Raw genomic sequence first — 26192 nt, 5'->3', positions numbered from 1 at the left:
TCAGGTGCCTTGATAAAATGCTGAAGAGCGGTAATAGGTCAGCAGATGTCCGGCCAGCACCTTGAGGATTGCCGCCACCGGTATCGCCAGCAGCATGCCGCTGATACCCATCAGTTGCCCGCCGATCAAGAGCGCCACTATGGCGATCAGGGGGTGTAGCCCCACCGTGTTGCCCACCACCTTGGGGGTGATCACGGTCCCTTCCAGCGCCTGGACCAGGGCGAACCAGCCCAGGCAGAGCAGGGGGTGCAGCAGATCGTGGAACTTGAGGACCGCCATCAGCATCGACAGCACGATTCCCAGCATGGTGCCCAGATAGGGGACGATGAAGGCAGCGCCTGACAGGGTGCCGATCACCACGGCCAGATCGATGCCGATCAGCCAGAGCCCCGCGGAATAGAGCACCGCCAGGATGGCGCAGACCAACAGCTGACCACGCACAAAACCGGCCAGCACCTCGTCGAATTCCTTAACCAGCAGCCCCAGCTGCTCACGGAAGCGCAGCGGCGGCAGTTCCTTCAGCCAGGCTGTCAGCAGCGGCATGTCAGCCAGCAGATAAAACAGGTAGATCGGGATGATCAGGTAGCCCAACAGGTTGAGGATCAGGCCGACGGTGGAACTGACCGCCTGCTGCAACCACTGCAGGATCGGTTTGGCAATATCAAGGGCAGATCCCTTAAATGTCAGCGCCAGATTGGTCAGCTGCTGGCTGAGCCGGTCCGGTGTGTCGATCTGCAGGTAGCTCTTGATCTTGAGCGGGATCAGTTCGTAGAGCTGGGTGGCGTAGGCCGGGATGTTCAGCTGGACCTTGGACAGCTCCGATTTGATCGCCAGCGTCAGCAGCAGCAGCACCAGGCTGATCCCGATCAGGGCCAGGCTGAACACCAGCAGCACGCTCACGGTCCTGTTCAGCCCACGCTGTTCCAGCTTGTTGACCAGCGGGTTCAGCAGGTAGGCCAGGGCCAGGGCGATAAACAGCTGCACCAGTACGGCGCCGGCCTTGAACCAGACCAGCAGGGTGGCTGCCAGCAGCAGGCAGAGGACGGTCAGCAATAGTTTAGAGCTACGGGGCATAGGGTCAGGAGATCTGGGGGCAGTTTAACCCCCGGTCTGGTTATTGGTGATGCAGGCGGAAGGTGCCGTCCACCGAGGTGATGGTGGCGATGGCGTGCTTGTAGAGCAGGATGTCGCCGCCGGCGTCAAGCAGTAGCGAAAAGTTGTCGAAGGATTTGATATACCCCTCGATGGCATCACCGGACATCATCCGTACGATCACCTTGACCCGTTCTTTGCGGGACTGGTTCAGATACTGATCCTGAATGTTGAAGGGGGTCTTGGACATGGGGCCTCTCTCCTTCTCTCGAGAACATAGCAACGAATGCAGCGATAGTAGCAGAGTTTTGCGGATATGCAACCCACTGCAGGTCAGGTTCACGGCGGAACCAGGTCAACTGACGCTTTGCCAGATGGCGGGTGTTGCGTTTGATCAGCTCAAGCATGGCCTCCAGCGGCAGTTCGCCGTGCAGGTGGGCCAGCACCTCCCTGTAGCCGATGGCCTGCAGCGGTTTGGCATCGGCAGGCACGCCGGCCTGTAGCAGGCCACGTACCTCATCAACCAAGCCAGCGTTCAGCATCAGCTCCACCCTGCGGTCGATGCGCCGGTACAGCTCCTCCCGTACCAGGTCGAGGCAGAGCAGCAGGGCGTCGTAGGGCTGATCGCTAAAGCCGTGTTGCTCATGAAAGCTGGATAACGGCCTGCCGGTGGTGTGCCACACCTCAAGAGCCCGCAGGATGCGCACCAGGTTGTTGGGATGGCAACGGGCGGCCGTCTCTGGATCTACCTGGCGCAGTTCTTCCAGTAGTGTCGCTGCACCCTGCAGGTCGGCGCGCATTTTAAGCTGCTGGCGCAGGGCCGGATCCTCTCCCGGCGCGTCGGTCAGTCCGCGCAGCAGTACCCGCAGGTAGAGCCCGGTGCCGCCCACCACCAGGGGCAGTTTGCCCCGCGTAAGGATGTCGTCGATGGCCTGGCTGGCTTCAGTGCGAAAGTCGGCGGCGGTAAACGGTTGGGTCGGCTCACGGATGTCCAGCAGGTGATGGGGGACACGCCGGCGCTGTTCCGGGGTCGGCTTGGCGCTGCCGATGTCCAGGCCACGATAAATGGTCAGGGAATCGGCGCAGACGATCTCGCCATCCAGCTGTTCGGCCAGTTCCAACGCCAGGTCTGATTTTCCAGACGCGGTTGGCCCTGTAATGACAACGATCCGTGGTTTCATGTCCGCTTGAACAGTTTTTCCAGCTCACGCAGGGTGATGGTGTGGGAGACCGGGCGGCCATGGGGGCAGTGGGCCGAAAAATCGGTGCGGTCCATCTCCGTGAGCAGCGCTTCCATCTGACGCCGGTCCAGGGGGTGCGTGCCGCGCACCACGCTGTGGCAGGCCACCCGCGACAGCAGATCGTCCCGCAGCTGCTCAAAGGAACCGCTGGCGCCGATGGTGGCCAGGTCGGCCAACAGGTCGTGCAGCAGCCGTAGCGGCTCGGTGGTGGCGGTAATGCGTGGCACGGCATTCAGCAGGAAGGTCTGGCCGCCGAACTCCTCCAGCTCAAAGCCCAGGGCCAGCAGTCCCTGGCGGTGGCGACGGGCCGCGTCGGCCTCGGCAAAGGAAAGCTCGACGGTTTCGGGCAGCAGCAGGCGCTGTGATTCAACGCCGCTAGCTAGAAATGACCGCTTGAGTTGTTCAAAGCGCACCCGTTCGTAGGCGGCATGCTGGTCGATGATCACCAGTTCGTTGTCGCCCTGGCAGAGGATGTAGGCTGCCTGGAACTGGCCGATCACCTGCAGTGATGCAAAGTAGCCGGCGGTCTCCGGTTGTGGCTCGCAGCAGGCGTAGGGGGGAGGCGTTTCCTGTACCGTTGGTGGCGTCGGGCCTGCCGGCGGATCAGCCATGAAGCGATAAAGGGCCTGCTGCACCCCCTGCTGGTGGCTGGCCAGGGGCCGCTGCGGGACACTGGTGGCGGGGGCTGTCCGTTGAGCCGGCGTGCGCTGCAGCCAGGGGGAGCGGCTTAAGGCCTCGGACAGCACCGACTGGATCGTGTCGTGCACCTGTCCCTGACGCCGGAAACGGACCTCATGCTTGGTGGGGTGGACGTTGACATCTACCTCGTCCAGGGGCAGTTCGATGAACAGGGCCAGCAGCGGGTAGCGCCCTTTTTCCAGCACGGGCCGCCAGGCCTGCAGGATGGCATGCTGCACTACCTTGTCCCGGACAAAACGGCCATTAATGAAGGTAAAGATGGAGCCGGCGCTGGAACGGCTGGCGCTGGGTGGGGCCAGGTAGCCACTGACCAGGGCGGCGGCGCTCTCGCCCTCGAAGGGGTAGAGGGGCGTGCCACGGGCCATCAGCCGTTGCAGGCGCGGCAACAGGTCACCGGCTGTTACGCGAAATAGTTCCCGGCCATCGTTGATGTAGCAGAAAGCCACATCGGGCCGCGAGATGGCCAGTCGCACGACCAGGTCGCCGACGTGGGCTGCCTCGGTCTCGGTGCTGCGCAGGAATTTGAGTCGGGCCGGGGTATTGAAGAACAACTGCTCAACCGTGATCTCAGTTCCGGGGGCCATGCCGCAGGCCGCAACCTGCTTGATGCGGCCCCCCTCCACCTGAATTTCGGTTCCTTCGATGCTGTCGTTTTGGCGGCTTTTGAGGCGCAGCCGGGCTACCGAGGCGATGGCCGGCAGCGCCTCGCCGCGGAACCCCAGGCTGTTGATGCAGTCCAGATCGCTGTCGCTGGCGAGTTTGCTGGTGGCGTGGCGTTCCAGGGCCAGCAGACTGTCCTCGCGGGACATGCCGTGGCCGTTGTCGCTGACACGGATCATCCGTCGGCCGCCGTTGCTGATCTCAAGGCGGATATCCGTTGCGCCGGCGTCCAGGGCGTTCTCAACCAGTTCCTTGACCACCGAGGCGGGGCGTTCCACCACCTCGCCGGCAGCGATCTTGTTGGCCAGGCTCTCGGACAGTATCTTGATGCGTGGCGGCACGGTTACTCCATGCAAAAAGAGCGGGCTGGCCCGCTCTTTTTGATTCTCACTATGGGTGGACTGCCGATCGGGGGTGCTTACTCAGGTTTGCCCAGATCGCCAAACAGACTGCTGAAGTCATCGTCGGTTTTCTTGGGGGCTGCCTGCTGGGGTGCTGCGCCGGAAGCGGCCGGTTCAGGTGTGTCGTCCCAGGAGAAGCTGTTCAGTTCAAACCCCTGGCCTGCTGCTTCCTGTGGCGCAGGGGCAGCTTTCGGCGCGGTCGGGGTGCTCTCCAGCAGTTCGGCAAACGGATCCTGGGCAGCCGGAGCTGGCGCATCGAGGGAGGCGCCGGACGTACCGGAGACAAAGGCAAAGGGGTCGCTGGGGGCAGCCGGTGCCGCAGGCTCTTCGTGCTGGGGCAGATCAAAGGTGAAGGCGTCGTTGGCCGGTTCCTGGGACGGATGGTGTTCCGTCTCTCCTGCACCAAGGGATTTGGCCATGCTGGCCCGCACCGCTGCCGGCAGTACGATCGGGGTAAGGCCGTGGGTCTGGCGGAACGCGCTCAGGTCATTGGAGCATTTGCGGCAGCTGTCGCTGGTCTCGAAGCTGATATAACCACACTTGGGACATTTCATGCACGGCCTCCTTAGATATCGCCCCATTTATACTGCAGAATGGCGGTCATGGCAAGGGCAGCGGTTTCAGTACGCAGAATCCGCTCGCCCAGGGTTACAGGTGTAAAGCCCCACAGTGAAAAAGCCTCGGCCTCGCCCGGCTCAAAACCGCCTTCAGGGCCGATGGCGATGGCGACCCGGCTTGGCCTGGGCTGGCCCTCCAGCAGCTCACGCAGCGGCGAGGGGGTGCCCCGCTCCCAGAGCAAGAGCTTCAGGTCGGCGTTGGCGGCGCTGGCAGCTGCGGCTGCAGCGGTGGGATGCCAGGCCACGTCGGGCTGATCGAAGCGTTCCGATTGACGGGCCGCTTCAGACACAATCTTGTTCCAGCGCTCCAGGCGATGCTGCAGTTTCTCGCCGGCCAGTTTCGGCACTGAACGGTCGGCCCGGAAGATGGCGAATTCGCTGACCCCCAACTCGGTGCCTTTTTGCAGCACCAGTTCGATCTTTTCGCCGCGGGGCAGTCCCTGGATCACGGTGATGGCCGGGGCATCGGGAAATTGCGCCGCCTCCAGGGTGGCGGTGATCCGTACGGCGGTCCATTCCTGGGTAACCTGGTCGATCAGCCCCTCGTGACGGCGGCCCTGCTCATCCACCAGCAGTACCTCGTCACCAGGACGCATCCGCAGCACCCGCACCATGTGATGGTGCAGCTGGCCATCATAGGAGCCGTAGCCGTCACGGATGCTGCGTGAGCTGACCACAAAGCGGCGACGGCTCATGACTGCTTCCGATAGCGCAGGCAGCGCCATTCGCCGGCAGCCAGTGAGGCCTCCAGCGTCAGCGGCTGCGGGGCAAAACCGTCAATCACATACTGCTCACGCTCGGCCAGGATGCCGGACAGCACCAGCAGTCCGCCCGGCAGCAGGCGGCGGGTCAGTTCCGGCGCCATCCGCACCAGTTCCTCGGCCAGGATGTTGGCCAGGATTACCCGGTAACCGGTCGGCAGCTGTTCCAGTGGGGTGGTGCTGCAGGCAACGGCGTCGGCCACCCGGTTCAGGCGACAGTTTTCATCTGCCACCAGCACCGCCTGGGGATCGATATCCACGGCGTCGATCCGCGTGGCACCCAGCTTGGCCGCAGCGATGGCCAGGATGCCCGAGCCGGTCCCCAGATCAAGCAGCGGGGCCTCCTGCCGGGGTTCTTCAACCAGGATCTGCTCCAGACACTCCAGGCAGAGCCGGGTGGTCTCGTGGCCACCGGTACCGAAGGCCATGCCGGGGTCAAGGATGATGGTTTGACGTGTCTCGTCTGGAGCCGGTGTCTCCCAGGAGGGCAGGATCAGCAGTCGCTTGCCCACCGGCAGTGGTTTGAAATGCTCTTTCCAGGAACTGGCCCAGTCTTCTTCGGCGATCATACTGACCTGGGGTGGCGTTGGCTGGTAGTCCGGCAGCTGCGGGGGCAGCTGGTTTAGAAAGGCAGTCAGGGCGGCCAGGTGCTGTTCGATCGGGCAGGGGACGCTGAAGTAGCTGGTGATGGTGACCGTGTCACTGGTCGGGATATCGTCGGTTGAAAAGGTATCCACGTTGCGGTTGTCGGTGCAGACGCCGCAACCGGATCGTTCAGACAGGTAGTCGGCCACCGCCTCTGCCAGGGGGGCTGGGACGTCGCAACTGACCTGATACCATGCTGATGCCATGCTGTCTCCTTGGTTCACAATGGGGCGCAAGGTAGCAGAATGGCTGGGCCCTGACAACAAAAAATCTTGACAAAGCCACGGTAGCCGACTAGTTTTTTCATTAAAATTTTGGCATAGTTACTGTCCCGACGGGAGTGGGTGGCGCACGATGAAAACAATCTATGTCTTGTCAGATTCCACCGGCGAGACCGCCGAGCGGGTGGTCAAGGCTGCCCTTTCTCAGTTCGGGGGCAGTGATGTGCGGATTGTGCGCCTCGGCAAGGTGACCAATCAGCTTGAGGTGCAGCAGGCCATGGCCACGGTGACCGTCGACGGCGGTCTGCTGGTCTATACGCTGGTGGATACTGATCTGGCCGTTGCCGTGCATACCATTGCTGAAGAATATGGCCTGATGGCCTTTGACCTGCTGTCGCCGCTGTTGCACAGTCTGTCGATCTTTCTGGGGGCGGCAGCCCAGTCCACCCCCGGCCTGCTGCACCAGATCGACACCAACTATTTCCGGCGCATGGAGGCGGTCAACTTCACCGTCAAGCACGACGACGGCCAGGAAACCCGCGGTCTGAACAAGGCCGATCTGGTGCTGGTGGGTGTTTCCCGCTCATCCAAGACACCGCTTTCGATGTATTTGGCCCACAAGGGTTACAAGGTGGCCAACGTGCCGTTGGTAAAAGGGATTGAGCCGCCGGCAGAGCTTGATCGCATCGATCCCAAGAAGGTAGTGGGCCTAGTGATCAGCCCCAGACGTCTGGTGGAGATCCGGACCTCCCGCCTGGTGAACATGGGTCAGAGCATGCGTAACAGCTATGCCGATTATGAGCGGGTGGAGGAGGAGATCAGCTTCTGCCGCCAGTACTTTCGGCGTCATCCCGATTGGCTGATGATCGACGTCACCAATAAATCCATCGAAGAGTCTGCCTCTGAAATACTGCGGCGACTCGGTGCGCAACAGTCTTACTGAGGGGGAACCATGCGGATTCTGGTGGTTGAAGATGAAAAGAAGGTGGCGGCCTTCATCAGGCGGGGGCTTGAGGAGGAAGGCTATAGTGTCGATGTTGCCTATGACGGTGCTGAAGGCGTTCAGATGGCTGAAAGCGTCTCCTACGATCTGTTGATCATGGATGTGATGCTGCCCAAGAAAGACGGGCTGACGGTGGTCAAAGAGCTGCGTCAGGCTGGCAGGAGCATGCCGGTGTTGATGCTGACCGCCCGCGATACCACCGACGATATCGTGGCCGGCCTGGATGCCGGATCCGACGATTACCTGACCAAGCCGTTTGCCTTTGCCGAGTTGTCGGCCCGGGTCAGGGCGCTGGTGCGGCGCAGCGTGATGGAGCGCGGTGCCGAGCTTGTGTTTGCCGACCTGCGGATGGACCCGGTCAGTCATCAGGTCTGGCGCGGGGAGCGGGAGATCGACTTGACCGCCAAGGAGTACGGCCTGCTGGAACTGTTGATGCGCAACCCCAACACGGTGCTCTCCCGGACGACCATCGCCGAGCAGGTCTGGGAACATACCTTTGATACCTTCACCAATATCATCGACGTCTACGTCAACTATCTGCGCAAAAAGGTCGATAAAGGTTTTGAGCGTAGATTGATCCATACCGTGCGCGGCCAGGGCTATGTGCTGCGCGAAGGCTAGCAACCAGGAGGTTTCTACGATGCGTTTGTTCAGGCTGTTGTGTCTAAGTATCATACTGGGCGCCGGGCTTTTGCTGTCGGTGCCGTCAGGCGGGCAGGCCAAGACGGTCAGCCCTGATTTTGTCGAACTTTCCAAGCGGCTCAAGCCGACGGTGGTCAACATCCGCACCGTCAAGAACATCAAGCCCAAGGTTGGCGGCCGGCCGGTCAACCCGTTCATGGGTAATGATCTGTTTAATGAGTTTTTTGGTCCGTTCTTTGGTCAGCAGATGCCCCAGCAGCCGCGCAAGCAGCAAGGCATGGGCACCGGCTTCATCATCAGCCCGGACGGCTATATCCTGACCAATAACCATGTGGTGGGTGGCACCGACGAGATCATGGTCAAGCTGTCCGATGGCCGTGAGCTGAAGGCCGAGCTGAAGGGCCAGGACGACAAACTTGATATTGCCCTGCTCAAGATCAACGATAGCAAGCCGCTGCCGGCCGTCGAACTGGGGGACAGCGATGCGCTGGAGGTGGGCGAGTGGGTGATGGCGATCGGCAATCCGTTCGGCTTGGCGCATACCGTGACAGCGGGTATCGTCAGCGCCAAGGGACGGGTGATTGGTAGCGGCCCCTACGACGACTACATCCAGACCGATGCCTCGATCAACCCCGGCAACTCCGGTGGCCCGCTCTTTAATAGCGCAGGTCTGGTGATCGGTATCAATACCGCCATCATCGCCGGTGGTCAGGGGATCGGCTTTGCCATCCCCAGCACCATGGCAAAGGCGGTGGTGGAACAGCTCAAGACCACCGGCAGGGTGGTGCGGGGTTATCTGGGGGTCAATTTTGACCAGTTGAACCCCAAATTGGCAGCCTCACTGGGGCTCCCTTCGGATAAAGGGATCATCGTTACCCACGTCGAAGCGGGGTCTCCGGCCGACAAGGCCGGTTTCAGGCGTGAGGATGTGATCGTTGAGTTCGACGGTCGCCCGGTCAACGGTGACACTGACCTGCCCAAGGTGGTGGCTGCCACCCCGGTGGGTAAGACGGTCAAGGTGGTGATCTATCGCAAGGCCAAGCGCCAGGTGCTGACCGCCGTGGTGGGACAGAGCAAAGAGGCGACAGCGGCAGCCAAGCCGGGCAGCGCGCCGGAGAGCGCCGGCATCGGTGTCAGTGTGCGTGAGCTGACCCCTGATTTGGCCCGCCAGTTGGGGCTGCGCGATGAAAAAGGGGTGGTGGTGTCCGAGGTCAAGCCCGGCACACCGGCCGAGGATGCTGGCCTGGTGAGGGGTGATCTGGTGCTGGAGTTCAACGGGCAGCCGGTTGAGAACCTGGAGGCCTTTGCCAAGCTGGCCAGCAAGGTCAAGAAGGGTGAAGTGATTCGCCTGCTGCTGCGTCGCCCCGATGGTTCCTTTGGGTATGTCGCCGTGACTGCAGACTGATACGGTCACTGTAATTACGAACGGACAGGGGCGGCCTGCTGGTCGCCCCTGTGCTGTTTGGAGGTCAGATGTTCAATCGGTATGTTCAACCGCTGCGAGGCCTGATCCAGATCGTTTTTTTGCTGCTCAGCCTGCTGATCGGCTTTCAGTTCGTCCGTTTTGTGGGGGCGTTGTTCTCTGGAGGGCCGTTGCCGCTTCGTCCGGCTGCCATTGAGGCCTTTTTGCCGATTTCGGGTCTCTATGGTGCCGTGGCCTGGCTGAAAGGGGGCGGCATCAACCCGGTCCACCCGGCAGCAGTGGTGATCTTTACCACCATCGTTGTCATCGCACTGTTGTTGCGTCGGGCCTTCTGCTCATGGATCTGCCCGATCGGCACCATCTCGGAGTGGCTCTGGAAGCTGGGGTTTCGCAAGCTGCAGCGCAACCTGACGCCGCCCCGTTGGCTTGACAGCAGTCTGCGGGTGATCAAACACGTGCTGCTGGGCTTTTTTCTGGCTACTGCCCTGTCCTGGTCATTGGAGGCGCTGGAGGGATTTCTCTATAGCGGCTACCATGCCGTGTCTGACGTCAAGCTGCTGCAGCTGTTCCGCTCTCCATCCGTGACAACCCTGGCGGTGGCAGCGCTGTTGCTGGCGCTCTCCATTCCGCTCCGTAACCCGTTCTGTCGCTACCTCTGCCCCTACGGCGCCCTGCTGGGGGTAGTGGCGCTGGTCTCGCCCCTGGCGGTGCAACGCGACCCCAAACAATGCGTCTCCTGCGGTGTTTGCAACCAGGTCTGTCCCTCGCGGCTGGATATCATGCATGCTAGTCGGGTCAACCAGCAGGAATGCCTGGGCTGCTGGCGTTGTATCAGCCACTGCCGGGTACACAGCGCCTTGAGTATGCGGGCCTTTGGTCGCTACACCCTGCAGGGGATTGTCTTTGCCCTGCTGGTGCTGCTGCTGTTCTGGGGCGGCACCCGACTGGGCAAGGCCAGCGGCCACTGGCAGACCATCGTCAGCCCGGCTGATTACCGTGAGCTGCTGGGGCAGTAGCCTAACGAACCGGTGATGTGACCGGCTTCGGATGCTCAAGCCCCTGCCGGTTGAGTGGGTTCGGCCGTTCCTGGGTCTCTTCGCCTGGGTCTTCGCCGTAGCCGGTCACCGAGAGCTTGTCCTTGCTGCTGGTAGCCTTGGGTTTTTTCGCTGGCTTGGCCTTGACCGGCCGGATGCTGGCAGGCTTCTCCACCTGCTTCACCAGTGGAGCCTCATGGTGTGCTGCCGGGGCGTACAGCGGGAGCAGCAGGATACAACAGGCGGTCAGGATCGTGGTGGTGCGCATGGTTCGACTCCTTTCTGGTGTCTGCCGTTAACAGTCTGGCGTGTGCCATGAACTCTATCGCTGGTGCTGGCCGTCGTCAAGCTGACCGCCGGCGATACGGAAAAGGTATTGATAATTGACCGTAACTACGGTTAGTGATAACTGTTTCAGGCACTGCAGTAAGTGCTATCAGAAGGGATGAGTGAGCCGCATGGGAGTCTATTCAAATACTGTCAGCTTTGCCCAGTACCGGATCAGTGGTGACCTGCCGCGTGAGGAGCGCTTCGAGTGGCTGTCTGCCGCACTGAGCGGGAGAATCTTTACGTCTATCGAACAGTCGGCCGAGGAACAGGCCGAAGGTTGGACCTGTACCGACCGTCCCGATGACCCGGATTTCAACAATGCGGCTGCGTTCTGGCGTGACCGGTACCTGTTCTTTACCTACCGCCGCGACCAACGCCGCATCCCGGCCGCGCTGCTCAAGTCGCATATCGGCCGGGCTGAAGGCGATTATCTGGCCAAACGGCCGGAGTTGAAACGCCCGCCCAAGCGGGAGCGGGAGGAGATTAAAGAACGGGTGCGGCTGGGTCTTTTGACTCGCAGCCTGCCGTCCCCGGCCACGGTGGATCTGGCCTGGCAGCAGGACAGCGGCCTGCTGAACCTGTTCAGTGCCTCCGCCAAGACCATGGAGCGTTTTGAGGAACTGTTTGTCAAGAGTTTTGAGAACCTGCGCCCACAGTTGATCTATCCCTATCGCCGGGCGCTGGGGCTTTTGGATGAGGCCGGCCAGCAGCAGCTGGCCGCCTTAAATCAGGCCGGTTCAGATGCCGCCCTGGACGAGATCCAGAGCAACCGCTGGCTGGGGGAGGAGTTCCTGCTCTGGCTGCTGCAGGCTGGTCTGGAAGGCGGCAGTTTCAGGGTGCAGGTGCCCGGTTCCTATGAGCAGGGCACGCCGTTTGCCGCCTGGATCGACGACCGGATCCAGTTGCAGGGCGGCGGCGAGGGTGGTCCGCAGAAGGTGGCGGTCAGCGGTTCCCAGGACAGCTATCTGGAGGCCCGCTCGGCCCTTAAAAGCGGCAAGGCCATCAGCAGCGCCGCCATTTATCTTGAAAAAGATGAACTGCAGTGGCGCTTTGTGTTGAACGCCGAGCTGTTTACCTTTGGCGCCTTCAAGTGCCCGCCGGTCAGGGTGGAGCGGGAGGGGGTCGAGGAGTTGTCAGAGCGCGAATCGGCCTTTTATGAGCGGATGTACCTGCTGGAGGCCGGACTGCAGATGTTTGATTCGCTCCTGCTGGTCTTTCTCAAGGAACGTATCGGAGCTGGCTGGGCCGAACGACAACAACAGATCAGCGCCTGGCTGGAAGGGTAATCACCATGAAGTTCATCGATGAAGTCACCCTGCACTGCGCCTCGGGGCATGGAGGCGCTGGTTGTGTTTCCTTCCGGCGCGAGAAGTTTATCCCGTTTGGCGGGCCGAACGGCGGCGATGGCGGCCGGGGTGGCGACCTGATTTTTGAGGCCACCAAGTCGCTTTCAACCCTGCTTGAGCTACGTCACAAACAGCATCAGAAGGCCGAACGCGGCCATCATGGCATGGGTAAGGATCGTCACGGCGCCGCCGGTGCTGATCTGATCATCAAGGTGCCGGTGGGCACTCTGATCAAGGATGCTGAGACCGGTGAGGAGCTGGCCGACCTGACTGAGGATGGCCAGCGGATCGTACTGCTCAAGGGCGGTCGTGGCGGGCAGGGTAACGCCCGCTTTGCCACTGCCACCAACAAGGCCCCAAAATTTGCCCAGCCGGGTGAAGAGGGGCAGGAGCGCAAGCTGCGGCTGGAACTGAAACTGATGGCCGACGTGGGACTGCTGGGCCTGCCCAATGCAGGCAAGTCGTCGCTGATTGCCAAGGTCTCGGCGGCCCGTCCCAAGGTGGCCGACTACCCCTTTACCACACTGGCCCCTTCCCTCGGCGTGGTTGGTTACAAGGACTACCGCTCCTTTGTGATGGCCGATATCCCCGGTATCATCGAGGGGGCCCATGCCGGGGCCGGGCTGGGGCATCGTTTCCTGAAGCATCTGGAACGTTCCGGTATCCTGGTGCATCTGGTGGATATCTCCGGTCTGCCTGAGTCGGATCCCTTTGCTGCCTTTGAGGCGGTTAACCGCGAACTGGCCCTGTTCAGCGAAGAGTTGGGCGGCAAGGCCCAGATCGTGGCCCTGACCAAGATCGACCTGCCCACGGCCCGCGAGCAGTTGGAGACGGCCAGTGCCTGGTTCAAGGAACGCGGCATTGCTGTCTACCCGATTTCGTCGGCCACCGGTGAGGGGGTTGAGGCCTTGCTGGATGCCATCGCACAGCGTTTGTGGAGCGCACCGCAGGAGGAGTGGTAATGCGCAGGGAGCTGCTGCCGCAGGTGCGCAGGATTGTGGTTAAGGTGGGCAGCCGGGTGCTGACCGACGACCAGGGCGATCTGGATTACGCCGTAGTTCGCCAGATCAGCGCTGATATAGCTCAGCTGGTCAAGGACGGCATCCAGGTGGTGTTGGTTTCCTCCGGCGCGGTGGCTGCCGGCCGCAGTGCCTTGGGCATGACCGAGCGTCCCCGCACGATCCCCCAGAAACAGGCCGCAGCCGCCGTGGGGCAGACCCGGCTGATGCGGGCCTATGAAGAGGCCTTTGCCCCCTTTGGGCTGGCGGTGGGGCAGATCCTGCTGACCGCCGACGACCTGGCCAGCCGCCAGCGGTTCCTGAATGCCCGTGCCACCCTGGATGCCCTGCTGGCTGCCGGTGCGGTGCCGGTGATCAACGAGAACGATACGGTGGCGGTGGAGGAGATCAAGTTCGGCGATAACGACAACCTGTCGGCCCTGGTGACCAATGTGGCCGAGGCCGGCCTGCTGCTGATCCTGACCGACATCGAAGGGTTTTACAGCGCCGATCCACGTACCAACCCCGATGCCTGTTTGTTGCCGGTGGTGCAGGGCATCACCCGCGAGGTGGAGCGTGCTGCCGGCGGCAGTGGATCCAGTGTCGGCACCGGCGGCATGGCCACCAAGGTGGCGGCCGCCAAGAAGGCCGGCAAGCATGGTGTGCCGACGATCATGGTCTGCGGCAAGCGACCGGGCATCATCGCGGCGGCTGTGGCTGGCGAGCAGGTGGGCACCCTGTTTCTGCCGGCTGCCGATGGCATGAATCTCCGCAAGCACTGGATTGCCTACACCTTGCGTCCCAGCGGCAGGCTGGTGGTGGATGCCGGTGCCCGCAAGGCGTTGCTGGAAAAGGGAACCAGTCTGTTGCCCTCCGGGGTGACGGCGGTGGAAGGGCGCTTTGAGCGGGGCGCCTGTCTGCGGATCTGCGGCCCTGACGGCTCGGAGATCGGTCGCGGTCTGGCTGACTACAGCAGTCGCGAGATAGCCCTGTTGGCCGGACACAAGAGCTGCGAGATCGAGGAGTTGCTGGGCTATCGGTATGGCGATGAGGTGATTCACCGTGATAATCTGGTAGTGCTCTAAACGATCACCCTATACAAACGCTAAGGGCCCTGCCGGTGTGTACCGGCAGGGCCCTTTTGTTGTTTTATCTGCATATCGAATCAGGGCTGCTTGATGCTGAAGCCGGCCCCCTGGAAGCTCTCCTTGGTCTGCAGCACAGTCTGCAGTACCTCTACGCTGCCACGCAGGCCTTGCCCCTTGGCGTTGTCACGTACGAACACCGTCAGGCTGCGTTCGCTGAGCTGGCCGCTGGCAATTGAGCTGATCCGGCAGGCAGCCAACTGTTCGTTTTCGATCCAGCAGCTACTATCACTACCGGCGTTGGTCAGCTTAAGGTGCTTCGGCAGGCTGATCCGCAGATCGATCTCCTTGGCAACTGTAGAGCCGACATTGAGCACGGTTACCCGGTAGCTCAAGGTCTCACCGGGTGTTGCCGCCGGGCGCTGCAGCTTTGCCACTGCCCGTAACAGCGGGGCCTGGGTCGTGATCTGCAGTTCCTTGGTCTGGACCAGGTCGTTGAATTTGACTGATGCGGCCTTGATGGCCAGCGACTGACGGGAACCGTCCACCCGGTTGCCGGGCAGGGTGAAGGTCAGCAGACCTTTAAAGCTCTGTTTGGGAGCCAGCGGTATCTTTGAGAGTCCTCTGTGGCCTTCTTCGGCGGCGGTCAGTGTGCCGTTCAGGCCGGGCGGGAAGATCCCCTCCAGGCTGAACTCTTCTGTGCCGTTACCCTGGTTGACCAACTCAAAGGGGATCGTGGTGGCGGCGCCAGCCTCTGCGCGCAGATCGCCGGCCGGCGGCTCGATGCTGAAACTGATCGCGTCGCGGGCCGCCTTGATGGCTGCCAGCCGTTCACGTTCGCGACGTTCTGCCTCGGCCTTTTCACGTGCCAGTCGCTCGCGTTCGGCCCTTTCCCGTGCCAAGCGTTCACGTTCTGCCTTCTCGGCAGCGGCACGCTCGATGGCCAGCTGTTCGTTACGCACCTTGCTGGCTGCCAGCTGCAGCTGACGGTTGGGTGCTAGTTTCTCCCCGGCTTTTTGCCGTTTCCCCAGTGTCAGCAGCTCTTCCTCAACCGATCCGGCCAGTGTGCTGCTGCCAAATTCACCGCTGAACTGGTTGATGACACGGGCGGCAGTCTCGTTATCACCGGCCCGCTGATTGGAGCGGGCCAGCATCAGCAGTGTCACGTCACGCAACGGCGAGTCGGGAAAATGCTGGTTGAGCTGGTTGAGCTTTTCAGCGCTGAGCAGGTAATCCTTACGTTGAAAGGCGTTGAACGCCTCCATGAACAGCGATGAATCATCTACCTCGGCCTGCGCGGTGAACGCCAGGGCAAGGGGCAACAGGATGGTGCACAGCAGCAGGGTAATCGAACGGTGCATGCTTACTCCACAAAGCTTTTCAGTTTTTTGCTGCGGCTGGGGTGGCGCAGTTTGCGCAGGGCCTTGGCCTCGATCTGACGAATCCGCTCCCGGGTGACCTCAAAATCCTGGCCCACCTCTTCCAGGGTGTGGTCGCTCTTTTCACCGATGCCGAAGCGCATCCGCAGCACTTTTTCTTCACGGGGGGTCAGGGTGGACAAGACCCGCGAGGTCTGTTCCGACAGATTGGCCTTGATTACCGCCTCCAGCGGCGAGACCACACCCTTGTCCTCAATGAAATCGCCGAGATGGGAATCTTCTTCCTCGCCGATCGGCGTCTCCAGTGAGATCGGCTCCTTGGCGATCTTGAGCACCTTGCGCACCTTATCCAGCGGCAACTGCATCCGTTCGGCGATCTCCTCCGGTGCTGGTTCGCGGCCATTTTCCTGCACCAGCTGACGGCTGGTACGGATCAGTTTGTTGATGGTCTCGATCATGTGCACCGGAATCCGGATGGTGCGGGCCTGGTCGGCAATGGCGCGGGTGATGGCCTGCCTAATCCACCAGGTGGCATAGGTGGAGAACTTGTAGCCGCGCTGGTACTCGAACTTGTCCACTGCCTTCATCAGGCCGATGTTGCCCTCCTGGATCAGGTCCAGGAACTGCAGGCCGCGGTTGGTGTATTTTTTGGCAATCGAGACCACCAGTCGCAGGTTGGCCTCGATCAGTTCCGACTTGGCAATGCGGGCCTTATGCTCCCCTTCGCGGATGGCGCGGATCGCCTTGGACAGTTCGCTGGATTTGAAGCCCGACTCCTGCTCCACCTTGATCAGCTTGCGGGCGCCATTGCGCAGGCGTTTTTCAACCTTTTGCAGGTCCTCTTCATTCAGCTTGAGCGCCTTGAGAGCGGTCATCCCCTTGGCCTCGTCAAGCCGGAATTTTTCCAGCAGTTCGTTCAGCTTGTCAGCCGCGACGATGTTCTGTACTTCGGCCAGTTCGTGCTTGACCCGGGTCACCTTGCTGGACAGTTCTTTCAGCCGGTCGGCAACGCGGGTGATATGGCGGTCCTTCATCCGCAGCGACCGCAGCAGTTCGGCCTGATGTTCCTTGGCCTCTTTGAGCTGCTTTTCCAGTTCCTTTTTCTTGGCGGCGGCCTTGGCGCCCTCCAGGGCAGTAGCCAGTTCCGTTACCTGCTGGTCACAGGCGGCGATGGCGTCAATGGTCTCCAGCAGACGGTTCTTCTGGTGATCCTCTTCGTCCTCCTCCGTGTCAACCTCGGCGTCCTCTTCGATATCCTTGCTGATCTCTGAAGGGGTGATCTGGAACTTGCGCAGCTTCTCCCCCAGGGTCAACACCTCTTTGATGGTGATCGGGGTGTTGAGGATGATGCCGGCCACTTCACGGTCGCCGTCCTCGATCCGCTTGGCAATCTCCACCTCACCTTCGCGGGTCAAGAGTGATACCGAGCCCATCTCGCGCAGGTACATCCGCACCGGGTCGCTGGTGCGACCGATGGCGCCCGGTTCGAATTCAACCTCTTCCGCCTCACCCTCGGCCTCTTCTTCACCTTCTTCCAGGTCGATCTTGATCTTGGGGATCTTGACCTTCTGAGCTGTCTCGACGACCTCGATATCCATCTCGCCGAACATCCCCATCACATCGTCGATCTGCTCGGTGGCGATGTCGGGCGGCAGTATGTCGTTCACCTCGTCAAAGGTCAGGAACCCCTTCTCTTTGCCGAGGTCGATCAGCTGTTTGACTTCATCGATGTTCTTTTTTGCCATAGATACCAACCTTTGCAGGATCTGTATGAAACGTCTGATGCCTTGTTACTGTATCTCTGATTTCTGTTTTCGCAACTCATTGGCACGTTCCAACAGCTGCTGGTAATCGGGGTGATCGCTGGTCATGGTGGCCAGTTGCCGGACCACCTGTTTCAGTTCCTTGATGCCGCCGGACTGCTGCAAGCGTTGCCGGCAATCGTCGAAGGCGTGCCGCCAGTCATCCATGCCGGCCAGGTGCTGGTCTGCCATCAGCAGCCGCGCGGCCAGCTCTTTGTGGATCGGGTCGTCCAGGCGGCCAAAGAGCCGTTGCCAGAGCGTTTCCGGGTCGGCTGCGTTGTCTGCCTCAGCCAGCAGTGCTTCGGCCAGGGGCCGGTGCTGCTGATCAAGCAATTCCGTCAGTCCGTTTTTGCGGGCCTCGTCTCGCGCCCCGTCATAGTGGGCCAAGAGCAGCAGCAGGCTTTCCTGTATGCGATCCCGTGGCTGGGGGGGCGACGGCGCTGTCAGCGCAGTTTTTTGCTGCGGCGCTGCGGGACGCGGAACCGTGCGTTCACCTGCCAGACGTTTGCGGAAGGCGGACAGGTCAACACCCAGCAGGCGACAGATCTCCTTCTCGTACAGGTCGCGCTCCACCGGATCGGCAATCCGCTTGAATCGGGGCGCTATCTCGTCCATCAGCCGCACCTTGCGGTCGACGCTGTCCGGCGGTGTCTTGGTCAGCAGCCAGTTCAGATACTGCTCAAAGGCCGGTTTTGCATCGGCAACACGCTGTTGGAATGACTCGGCGCCGTGCTGTTGCAGGAAACTGTCCGGGTCTTCCCCCTGGGGCAGGGTAATCACATAGGCCGGCAGCTTTTGTTCCAGGCAGAGTTCCATGGCCCGCACCGTGGCCTTGCGGCCGGCGCTGTCGCTGTCAAACAGCAGGTACACCCGGTCGCCATGCTTCTTGAGCAGCGCGATGTGCCCATCGGTCAGGGCGGTGCCGCAGGTGGCCACCACATTTTTTACCCCCGCCCGGTACAGGGCCAGGTGATCAAAGTAACCCTCCACCACGATGGCGGCCGAGGCCAGACGTATCTCCCGCAGGGCCAGATCGAGGCCGAACAGGACACTGCTCTTGCGGTAGAGCGGCGATTCCGGCGAATTGATATACTTGGGCAGCGCACTGTCCAATACCCGTCCGGCAAAGGCGATCGGATGACCCTGGCTGTCACGGATCGGGAAGATCAGTCGGTTGTGCAGCAGATCGTACCAGTTGCCCCGCTCGCCGTTACGCACCAGGCCCAGTGTCGCGGCGGCATCCAACGAGTGGCCGGCACCACGCAGGGCGTGTACCAGCGTATCTCTGCGTTCAGGGGCATAGCCCAGCCCGTAGGCGGCCGCCGTTTCCGGGTCCACCTCACGCTGTTGCAGGTAGCTGCGGCCCGCTGCTCCCTCTGGACGTCGGGTCAGGGTCTCGCGGTAGTGGCGGGCAGCCAGTTCCAGGATGGCCCGCTGCTCGTCTCGCTCACCCTTGGCTCGCAGTTCGTCCGCTGTCAGCGGACGCTCCTCAATCACTACCCCGGCCCGCTGCGCCAGTTTGCGCACCGCATCGGGAAAGCTGATCCCTTCCAGCCGCATGATAAAGGCGAAGACATCGCCGCCGGCACCGCAGCCGAAGCAGTGGAAGATCTCCCGCGCCGGGTTGACGTTGAAGGAGGGTGTTTTTTCCCCGTGGAACGGGCAGAGCCCGGTAAAGTTTGAGCCACTGCGTTTGAGGCTGACGTACTCGCAGATCACATCGACAATCGAGACCCGCTCAGCCACCTCGCGAACTTTATCACTGGCAATCATGGCGTGGTCTGTCGCAGTGTCTTGGCCCGATCCAGCATGGTGCCGCCAAAGGTTGCAAGCTTCGAGGCAACCGGATGGGTCTTGACGGTCTCCTTCAGCTGAAACTGAAAAGGGATCGCAATGATGGCGTACAGCACCATTCCCAGGATCAGGCTTCCCTCAACCAGTCCCACCGCAATACCACCCAGGCGATTGACCCAGCCCAGCAGGGCCAGTTTTACCAGCCCGGTCAGCAGGTTGCCCAACAGGTGAGCCGCCAACCCCACCAGGATCAGCAGCAGCACAAAGGCCACCACCTCGGCCGCTGCTGGGGGTAGCAACGGTTTGAGCGGTGTTGCCGCAACCGTATGGTAGCGATAGGCCAGCCAGCCACCCAGCACCAGCGCCGTCAACGCCGCCACCTCTTTGATCAGGCCACGCAGCAGACCGCGCAGGCCCATCAGAGCCAGTACTGCCATGATGGTGATGTCAAGCAGGCTCATCGGTAGGTCCATGGGTGGAGTGAAAGACGGCAAAGGGGCTTTCTTGCGAAAGCCCCGTCAAAACAACAATGCCAGGCCGGTAACGGAAATTCCGTCAACCGGCCTGGCGTTGGACAGGCTTAGTCCATCATCTTGCGCTGTTTTTTCAGGGCGCGCTTGCGGGCGGCGATCGCCTTCTTCTTGCGCTTGATACTGGGCTTCTCGTAGTGCTCGCGCTTCCGCACCTCGGAGAGAATCCCAGCCTTTTCGCACTGCTTCTTGAACTTCTTCAGGGCGAGGTCAAATGGTTCGTTTTCCCGAATCTTTACTCCCGGCATCCATGATCCCTCCCTCCATCGTAAGATACGAAACGCTGACAGCTAGCTGCCGCGAATGCCAAGGCGTATTTTTTTGTGAGTTTCACATACTAGCAGCAGTTGACCAGATGTCAACTAAATAAATGGTTAAGCGGCTCAGGTCGTACGGGAGGCCTTTTCTTCTATGCCGGAGGTGCCAAAGCGGCGCTGGAGCTCTTTCCAGACGTCGTTAGCCGGAACATCGCGGGCTGCCAGCAGCACCAGCAGGTGGTAACAGAGGTCCGCCGCCTCATAGGTCAGTTCTTCGCTGCTGCCGCCCTTGCCGGCAATCACCGTTTCGGTTGCTTCCTCGCCCAGTTTCTTCAGAATCTTGTCGATCCCTTTGTGCAGCAATGAGGCGGTGTAGGAACTTTCAGGCGAGGCATCCTTGCGGGACAGGATTACCTGGTAGAGGACATCGAGAACGTGCGGATCATGTGTCATTTCAGACCATCCTGACCGGGACGCCGCGTCCCTGCAGATATTGTTTGGCCTCGCCCACGGTGTGCTGGCGGAAGTGAAAGATTGAGGCCGCCAGACAGGCCGAGGCGCCGGCTGTGGTAAAGCCGTCGTAAAGGTGCTCCAGGGCACCCACACCGCCGGAGGCGATCACCGGGATCGAGACGGCATCCACCACCGCCCGGGTCAGGGCCAGGTCGTAGCCGTCCTTGGTGCCGTCGCGGTCCATGCTGGTCAGCAGGATCTCACCGGCCCCGAAACGCTCCATCCGGGCGGCCCATTCCACCACGTCGATGCCGGTTGGCTTGCGTCCACCGTGGGTGTAGATCTCCCAGCGCTGTTCGCCCGGCACCTGGCGGGCGTCAATCGCCACCACCGTACACTGGGAGCCGAACCGTTCGGCCGCCTCCTGTACGAACTCGGGGCGTTGCACCGCGGCGGTGTTGATCGAGACCTTGTCGGCACCGGCATTCAGCATGCGGCGGATATCCTCAACCACCCGGATGCCGCCACCAACGGTCAGTGGCATGAAGACCCGCTCGGCGGTACGGCGCACCACGTCCACCATGGTGTCACGTCCGTCACTGGAGGCGGTGATATCGAGAAAGGTCAGCTCGTCGGCCCCCTGCAGGTCGTAGGCCTCGGCTATCTCCACCGGATCGCCGGCATCGCGCAGCTCAAGGAATTGGACCCCCTTGACTACCCGGCCACCAGTCACGTCCAGGCAGGGGATGATACGGCGGGTCAGCATTGCAGACCTCGTTTAGTGAGGGCGATAGCTTCAGCCAGATTGATAGCGCCGGTGTAGATCGCCTTGCCGGTGATGGCGCCGGTCACACCGCTGGCCTCAATGGCCATCAGGTTTTTGATATCCTTGAGCGATGAAACGCCGCCGGAGGCGATCACCGGGATTGAGATCGCCTCGGCTAATGATTTGGTGGCCTCCAGGTTGGGGCCGCCCATCATGCCGTCGCGGCTGATATCGGTGTAGATGATGGCGGACACGCCGCAGTCCTCGAATTTTTTGGCCAGATCAACGGCGGTGATGTCGGTCAGCTCGGCCCAGCCCTGCACCGCCACCATGCCGTTCTTGGCATCGATTCCCACCACGATCTGGCCGGGAAACTTTTGGCAGGCCTCAACCACCAGTGCGGGGTTGCGCTGGGCAGCGGTGCCGATGATCACCCGCGACAGGCCTAGGGAGAGGTAGGCCTCGATGGTGGCGATGTCGCGGATGCCTCCCCCCAGCTGGGCCGGGATGCTGATCGCCTTGAGGATGGCGCTGATGGCCTCTGTGTTTTTGGGCTTACCGGCAAAGGCGCCGTCCAGGTCCACCAGGTGCAGCAGTTCGGCCCCGGCCTGCTGCCACTTCAGGGCCTGCTCGCCAGGGTTGTCGGAAAAGACGGTATCGCGGTGCATCTCACCCTGTTCCAGGCGGACGCAGGCGCCTTCTTTCAGGTCAATGGCGGGAATGACGATCATACTAGCCTTTCATCTCGGCAAAATTCTTCAGCATCTGCAGGCCGATTGTTTGCGATTTTTCGGGGTGAAACTGGGTGGCCACCAGGTTGTCCTTGCGGATGGCAGCGCAGAACTCCAGCCCGTAGGTGCAGGTTGCCGCCACCACCGTCGGTTCATCCGGCTTCACATAATAGGAGTGCACGAAGTAGACGTTGCTGCCATCGGCAATGCCGTTAAAGAGCGGCGAATCGCCCTGCAGGTGGATCTGGTTCCAGCCCATGTGCGGTACCGGCAGCTTCTCGCCGGCCTCGCGCATCGCTTCCGGAAAACGGACTACCCGGCCGGGGATCACTCCCAGCCCCTTATGCAGGCCGAACTCCTCACTTTCGGAAAATAAGAGCTGCAGGCCCAGGCAGATCCCCAGAAAGGGGCGGCCCTCGGCGATTACCTTGAGGATCGGCTCCACAAAACCACCCTGTTCCAGGTTGCGGATGCAGTCGCGGAAGGCGCCTACACCGGGCAGCACGATCCGTTCGGCCTGCAAAATCTGTTGCGGGTCATTGGTAACCAGCGCCTTACAGCCAACCCGCTCGAAGCCTTTCTGGACCGAGCGCAGGTTGCCCATGCCGTAGTCGATGATAGCGATCATTTGATACCGTTCTTTTTGAGGTGCGGCGCATAACGCATGTCAGTGCCTTTAATATGTTTGATCAGCCAATCCTGCAGAAATTCGATCACGCTCTGGGTTAACACCGCTTCACCGGCGTTGAATTTACCCTGCAGGGCCAGCACCTGCTCCACCAGCCGGGCATGTTCCTGCTTGTGGCTGGCCTCTTCGGGATAGCCGGTGCTGCGGAAGGCCTGTTCTTCGTGACCGAAGTGGGAACCGGTGTACTCGATCAGACGGCCCAGTATCTGGCCGATGGCCTCCTTGGTTCGCTTCTGCTGCATGGCATCATGCAGGTCGTTGACCATGTCGAACAGCTTGCGGTGCTGGCCGTCGATGCTGGCGATGCCGGTCTCGAAGCTTGCATTCCATTCCAGGGCCTTGGCCAGCCGGAAGTGCCCCACCAGCTTATGCAGCTCATCCACCTGTTGTTCCAGCTTGCGGGTGGCCTCGGTGGTGCTGCGGGAGCTTTGCACGTTGCGGTCCACCACATCAGTGATCATCTGGATGTTGTTGGTGATCTCGTGGGTGGTGGCGGTCTGCTCCTCGGCCGCAGTGGCGATCTGGCTGACCTGCATGGCAAGTTCGTTGATCTTGTTGAGGATGTCCTCCAGGGCCGAGCCGGAGCGGGCGGTCTCCTCAGTGCCTTTTTTGACCTGCTCCACCCCTTCTCCCATGGAGCCGACCGCCGATTGGGTCTCGGACTGGATGGTCTTGATCATGCCGCCGATCTCGCGGGTGGCCTTGGCGGTCCGTTCGGCCAGGGCCCGTACCTCATCGGCCACCACGGCGAAGCCGCGTCCCATCTCGCCGGCCCGGGCTGCTTCGATGGCGGCGTTCAGGGCCAGCAGATTGGTCTGGTCGGCGATATCCTCGATGGTCCCGGCAATGGTGCCGATCTGGTCGGAACGTTGCCCCAGGCTTTCTACGGTGTGAGACGACTCCACCACCCGTTGAGCGATGTTTTCCATGACCAGCGCACTGGAACGGACAATCTGGGCGCCGACCGTGGTCTGCTCGGTGGCTGCCTGGGCATTTTCCGCTGCATAGAGACAGTTGCGGGCGATGTCGGCCGAGGTGGCGGCCATCTCCTCACTGGCGGTGGCAATGGTGCCGGCCTGCAGGGCCACATCCTCGGCGGCCTCAACCATGGCACTGGTGGTGTTGCTGACCATGGTCACCGAGTCTCGCACCAGATCGGCCACCGAGAAAAACTGGCGCATGGCCTTGTTCATGTCGTTCATCATAGTGTTGAAGGCGGCTGACAGACGGCCGATCTCCCCGAAGCCGCTAGTGGTCACCCGTACCGACAGGTCGCCCTGGGCTGCTTGCTCCATCGCCTCCACGATCCCGCTCAGCGGCTTGAAGGCCTGCTGGCACAGGTACCAGAGCACGGCTGAAGATCCGATCAGCAGTACCAGGCCGATCAGCAGGGAGTTCAGCAGACTGCCGGTTCGGTTCAACAGGGTCAATACCAGCACGGCCACGACAATAATGACAGCGTTTCCTGCAATGATGCGGCTCGTAAAGGACATGGTGTGCTCCTTGGTCGTGCTGGTTAGTGCCTCGTTACCCTGAAAGTTTCGCAAAGTCAGCAATCCGGCCGAACAGGCGGCTGATGGCGGTCAACAGGGCCAAGCGGTTGCTACGGACCTTTTCGTCTTCGGCCATCACCATCACCGCATCAAAGAAACCATCCACCGCCCACTTGATAGCAGCGATCTCGGCTAACGCTTCGAGATAGGCCTGACGGGCGGTTTCCGTCTCGGCCTTAACCTTGGCCTCCTGGAAGGCCTTGTACAGGGTGTGTTCGGCCTCATCCTGAAACAGCGACGGGTCCACCGGCGCATCGACACCCTCTTTTACGATGTTGCAGACCCGTTTGAAGGCAGCGGTCAGGGCCTGGTAATCCTCCCGCTGGCGGAAGGCGGACAGGGCCTTGACCCGCGCGGCGAGATCGGCCAGGTCGTCGAAGCCGGCAGAGACAGCAGCCTCCACCACATCGCTCGGGTTATCGTTGGCCAGCAGGTTCACCAGGCGGCCGCGGAAAAATTCCAGCACATCTTTTTGTACTTCGGCCTGGGGGCGGTTCAACTTGGCCGACAGTTGGTTCAGGGCACTATTGACCAACGCCGCCAGCGAGAGCCGGTAGCCCTTGTCGACGATGATGCTGATGATGCCGATGGTGGCCCGCCGCAGGGCATAGGGGTCGGCGGCGCCGGTGGGGATCAGGCCCACCCCGAAGCAGCCGCAGATGGTGTCCAGCTTGTCGGCCAGCGAGACAAAGGCGCCGGCATCGGAGGCCGGTAGCTCACCGCCGGCCTGGGTGGGCAGGTAGTGCTCGGCAATGGCCTGGGCCACGGCCGGCTCCTCGCCGTCGTGCAGCGCGTATTCGCGTCCCATGATCCCCTGTACCTCGGGAAACTCGCCCACCATGCCGGAGACCAGGTCGGCCTTGCAGAGCAGGGCAGCCCGACTGGCCTGGGCCTTGACGGCAGGGTTCAACTGGTCGGCCAGCAGTTCTGCCAGCGCCTTGAAGCGTTCCATTTTCTCAAAGGAGGTACCCAGCTTTTGTTGGTAGACCACGTTTTTCAGGCCATCAATCCGGCTGGCCAGGGTCACCTTGCGGTCTTCGTCAAAGAAGAAGCGGGCGTCGGACAGGCGGGCCCGTAGCACCCGTTCGTTGCCCTTGACCACCACGCTGGGGTCTTCGGCCAGGGTGTTGGGCACGGTGATGAAGTGTGGCAGCAGCTTGCCGGCCTCGTCCACCACTGAGAAGTAGCGCTGGTGGGAGCGCATCGAGGTGATCAGCACCTCCTTGGGTACCACCAGGAACTCGGCCGGGATGCTGCCGACAATCGCGCTGGGGTACTCCACCAGAAAGGTTACTTCATCCAGCAGTGCCTCATCCGGCAACAGGGTACCGCCGGTGGTCTTGGCCACCCGGTGCACCTCCTTGCGGATGATCTCTTGGCGGCGCTGCGGGTCAACGATCACAAAGTGGCGCTCGCACTCCTCCAGATAGTGGCTGAAGTCCCGCACCGGGAAGGTCTGGTTGGCCATGAAACGGTGGCCGCGGGAGACGTTGCCGCTGCTGACCGGACCGAAGGAGAACGGCACCACGCTGCCATCGAACAGGGCCACAATCCAGTGGATCGGCCGGGCAAAGCGGATATCAAGGTCGGCCCAGCGCATTGATTTCTTGAACGGGATGCCGGCCACCAGCTTGGGTAGCAGCTCGGCCAGCAGCTCGTGGGTGGGGCGTCCCCGCTCCTGCTTGGTCACCGAGAGGTACTCGCCCTTGTCGGTCTCGACAATCTTGAGCTCACTGACGTTCACTCCCTGTCCCTTGGCAAAGCCTTCGGCTGCCTTGGTGGGGCTGCCATCCGGCGCAAAGGCGGCCTTTTTCGATGGGCCCATGGCGGTGATCTCGGCGTCTGGTTGCACCGCCGGCAGGCCCTGTACCACCAGGGTCAGGCGGCGGGGAGTGCCGACGGTCTTGATCAGGCTATACTCCAGGCGGGCAGTCGCCAGTTCCTTGGCGATCATCTCTTCCATGGCGGCCAGCGCCTTGGGTACAAAGCCGGCCGGGATCTCTTCGGCCCCGATTTCAAGCAACAGTTCCTTAGCCATCGG

25 protein-coding genes and 1 pseudogene are annotated in these 26192 nt (G+C 61.6%); 7 read left to right on the top strand and 19 right to left on the bottom strand.

Going from position 1 to position 26192, the window contains the following annotated elements:
• From RBQ93_RS03070 to prmA, 7 genes and pseudogenes are all read right to left on the bottom strand, one after another.
• Positions 1–1074: an AI-2E family transporter gene (locus RBQ93_RS03070; RefSeq protein ID WP_320370544.1), complete on the bottom strand. Its 1074-nt coding sequence runs from the start codon at positions 1072–1074 to the stop codon at positions 1–3.
• 40 nt (positions 1075–1114) lie between these two features.
• Entirely contained in the window at positions 1115–1342 is a 228-nt protein-coding gene (gene hfq / locus RBQ93_RS03065; RefSeq protein ID WP_320370543.1) for an RNA chaperone Hfq, read from the bottom strand.
• 22 nt (positions 1343–1364) lie between these two features.
• Positions 1365–2273 (bottom strand): annotated as a pseudogene (gene miaA / locus RBQ93_RS03060) (tRNA (adenosine(37)-N6)-dimethylallyltransferase MiaA); the annotation flags it as partial.
• Positions 2270–4033: a DNA mismatch repair endonuclease MutL gene (mutL, locus tag RBQ93_RS03055; protein ID WP_320370542.1), complete on the bottom strand. Its 1764-nt coding sequence runs from the start codon at positions 4031–4033 to the stop codon at positions 2270–2272. The gene mutL and the pseudogene miaA, both read right to left, overlap by 4 nt.
• 77 nt (positions 4034–4110) lie before the next feature.
• Positions 4111–4647 (bottom strand): hypothetical protein, encoded by a 537-nt coding sequence (locus RBQ93_RS03050; RefSeq protein WP_320370541.1) that lies wholly within the window; start codon positions 4645–4647, stop codon positions 4111–4113.
• 11 nt (positions 4648–4658) lie between these two features.
• Positions 4659–5405 carry a 16S rRNA (uracil(1498)-N(3))-methyltransferase gene (locus RBQ93_RS03045; protein WP_320370540.1) on the bottom strand — a complete coding sequence of 249 codons (747 nt, stop codon included), beginning with the start codon at positions 5403–5405 and terminating at the stop codon, positions 4659–4661.
• A complete protein-coding gene (prmA, locus tag RBQ93_RS03040; RefSeq protein WP_320370539.1) occupies positions 5402–6322 on the bottom strand; it encodes a 50S ribosomal protein L11 methyltransferase in 921 nt (306 codons plus the stop codon). The genes RBQ93_RS03045 and prmA overlap by 4 nt, the downstream gene beginning before the upstream one ends.
• A 148-nt stretch (positions 6323–6470) precedes the next feature.
• On the opposite strand from prmA, the gene RBQ93_RS03035 reads away from it, so the two are divergent.
• From RBQ93_RS03035 to RBQ93_RS03020, 4 genes are all read left to right on the top strand, one after another.
• Positions 6471–7280 carry a pyruvate, water dikinase regulatory protein gene (locus RBQ93_RS03035; protein ID WP_320370538.1) on the top strand — a complete coding sequence of 270 codons (810 nt, stop codon included), beginning with the start codon at positions 6471–6473 and terminating at the stop codon, positions 7278–7280.
• A gap of 9 nt (positions 7281–7289) precedes the next feature.
• Positions 7290–7961: a response regulator transcription factor gene (locus RBQ93_RS03030; protein WP_320370537.1), complete on the top strand. Its 672-nt coding sequence runs from the start codon at positions 7290–7292 to the stop codon at positions 7959–7961.
• Between the two features lie 19 nt (positions 7962–7980).
• Entirely contained in the window at positions 7981–9387 is a 1407-nt protein-coding gene (locus RBQ93_RS03025; RefSeq protein WP_320370536.1) for a DegQ family serine endoprotease, read from the top strand.
• Positions 9388–9455: 68 nt separating this feature from the next.
• Positions 9456–10421, top strand: a complete 966-nt coding sequence (locus RBQ93_RS03020; RefSeq protein WP_320370535.1) for a 4Fe-4S binding protein — start codon at positions 9456–9458, stop codon at positions 10419–10421.
• Position 10422: 1 nt separating this feature from the next.
• Here RBQ93_RS03020 and RBQ93_RS03015 read toward each other — a convergent pair whose 3' ends face one another.
• Positions 10423–10707 (bottom strand): hypothetical protein, encoded by a 285-nt coding sequence (locus RBQ93_RS03015; RefSeq protein WP_320370533.1) that lies wholly within the window; start codon positions 10705–10707, stop codon positions 10423–10425.
• A 190-nt stretch (positions 10708–10897) separates the two neighbouring features.
• Here RBQ93_RS03015 and rdgC point away from each other — a divergent pair, with 190 nt between their 5' ends.
• The 3 genes from rdgC to proB are packed head-to-tail and all read left to right on the top strand — an operon-like array spanning position 10898 to position 14198.
• The gene (rdgC, locus tag RBQ93_RS03010; RefSeq protein ID WP_320370532.1) at positions 10898–12055 is read left to right on the top strand and encodes a recombination-associated protein RdgC; all 1158 of its coding nucleotides are present in this window, start codon (positions 10898–10900) and stop codon (positions 12053–12055) included.
• Between the two features lie 5 nt (positions 12056–12060).
• Positions 12061–13077 (top strand): GTPase ObgE, encoded by a 1017-nt coding sequence (gene obgE / locus RBQ93_RS03005; protein ID WP_320370531.1) that lies wholly within the window; start codon positions 12061–12063, stop codon positions 13075–13077.
• Positions 13077–14198 carry a glutamate 5-kinase gene (gene proB, locus RBQ93_RS03000; RefSeq protein ID WP_320370530.1) on the top strand — a complete coding sequence of 374 codons (1122 nt, stop codon included), beginning with the start codon at positions 13077–13079 and terminating at the stop codon, positions 14196–14198. The genes obgE and proB overlap by 1 nt, the downstream gene beginning before the upstream one ends.
• An 80-nt stretch (positions 14199–14278) precedes the next feature.
• Here proB and RBQ93_RS02995 read toward each other — a convergent pair whose 3' ends face one another.
• The 11 genes from RBQ93_RS02995 to glyS form a co-directional block, all read right to left on the bottom strand.
• Positions 14279–15559 (bottom strand): hypothetical protein, encoded by a 1281-nt coding sequence (locus RBQ93_RS02995; RefSeq protein ID WP_320370529.1) that lies wholly within the window; start codon positions 15557–15559, stop codon positions 14279–14281.
• 2 nt (positions 15560–15561) lie between these two features.
• Positions 15562–17322: an RNA polymerase sigma factor RpoD gene (gene rpoD, locus RBQ93_RS02990; protein WP_320370528.1), complete on the bottom strand. Its 1761-nt coding sequence runs from the start codon at positions 17320–17322 to the stop codon at positions 15562–15564.
• 45 nt (positions 17323–17367) lie between these two features.
• The gene (gene dnaG, locus RBQ93_RS02985) at positions 17368–19152 is read right to left on the bottom strand and encodes a DNA primase (RefSeq protein WP_320370527.1); all 1785 of its coding nucleotides are present in this window, start codon (positions 19150–19152) and stop codon (positions 17368–17370) included.
• Positions 19149–19634 carry a CvpA family protein gene (locus RBQ93_RS02980; protein WP_320370526.1) on the bottom strand — a complete coding sequence of 162 codons (486 nt, stop codon included), beginning with the start codon at positions 19632–19634 and terminating at the stop codon, positions 19149–19151. Before RBQ93_RS02980 ends, dnaG begins: the two co-directional genes overlap by 4 nt.
• A 119-nt stretch (positions 19635–19753) precedes the next feature.
• Entirely contained in the window at positions 19754–19951 is a 198-nt protein-coding gene (gene rpsU / locus RBQ93_RS02975) for a 30S ribosomal protein S21 (RefSeq protein WP_305732633.1), read from the bottom strand.
• Between the two features lie 135 nt (positions 19952–20086).
• The gene (locus RBQ93_RS02970) at positions 20087–20413 is read right to left on the bottom strand and encodes a phosphoribosyl-ATP diphosphatase (protein ID WP_320370525.1); all 327 of its coding nucleotides are present in this window, start codon (positions 20411–20413) and stop codon (positions 20087–20089) included.
• 1 nt (position 20414) lies between these two features.
• Positions 20415–21179, bottom strand: coding sequence for an imidazole glycerol phosphate synthase subunit HisF (gene hisF / locus RBQ93_RS02965; RefSeq protein WP_320370524.1), 765 nt, complete (start codon positions 21177–21179; stop codon positions 20415–20417).
• The gene (hisA, locus tag RBQ93_RS02960) at positions 21173–21910 is read right to left on the bottom strand and encodes a 1-(5-phosphoribosyl)-5-[(5-phosphoribosylamino)methylideneamino]imidazole-4-carboxamide isomerase (RefSeq protein ID WP_320370523.1); all 738 of its coding nucleotides are present in this window, start codon (positions 21908–21910) and stop codon (positions 21173–21175) included. The genes hisF and hisA overlap by 7 nt, the downstream gene beginning before the upstream one ends.
• Before the next feature lies 1 nt (position 21911).
• Positions 21912–22538, bottom strand: coding sequence for an imidazole glycerol phosphate synthase subunit HisH (gene hisH, locus RBQ93_RS02955; RefSeq protein ID WP_320370522.1), 627 nt, complete (start codon positions 22536–22538; stop codon positions 21912–21914).
• A complete protein-coding gene (locus RBQ93_RS02950) occupies positions 22535–24091 on the bottom strand; it encodes a bacteriohemerythrin (RefSeq protein ID WP_320370521.1) in 1557 nt (518 codons plus the stop codon). The genes hisH and RBQ93_RS02950 overlap by 4 nt, the downstream gene beginning before the upstream one ends.
• A gap of 34 nt (positions 24092–24125) precedes the next feature.
• On the bottom strand, positions 24126–26189 hold the full coding sequence (glyS, locus tag RBQ93_RS02945) for a glycine--tRNA ligase subunit beta (RefSeq protein WP_320370520.1): 2064 nt from the start codon (positions 26187–26189) through the stop codon (positions 24126–24128).
• Positions 26190–26192: the final 3 nt, after the last annotated feature.

It is taken from the genome of Trichlorobacter sp. (assembly GCF_034008105.1).
Lineage (GTDB): Bacteria > Desulfobacterota > Desulfuromonadia > Geobacterales > Pseudopelobacteraceae > Trichlorobacter.
The sequence above is the reverse complement of the archived record's forward strand: the minus strand, read 5'-3'. Positions and strand labels throughout refer to the sequence as shown.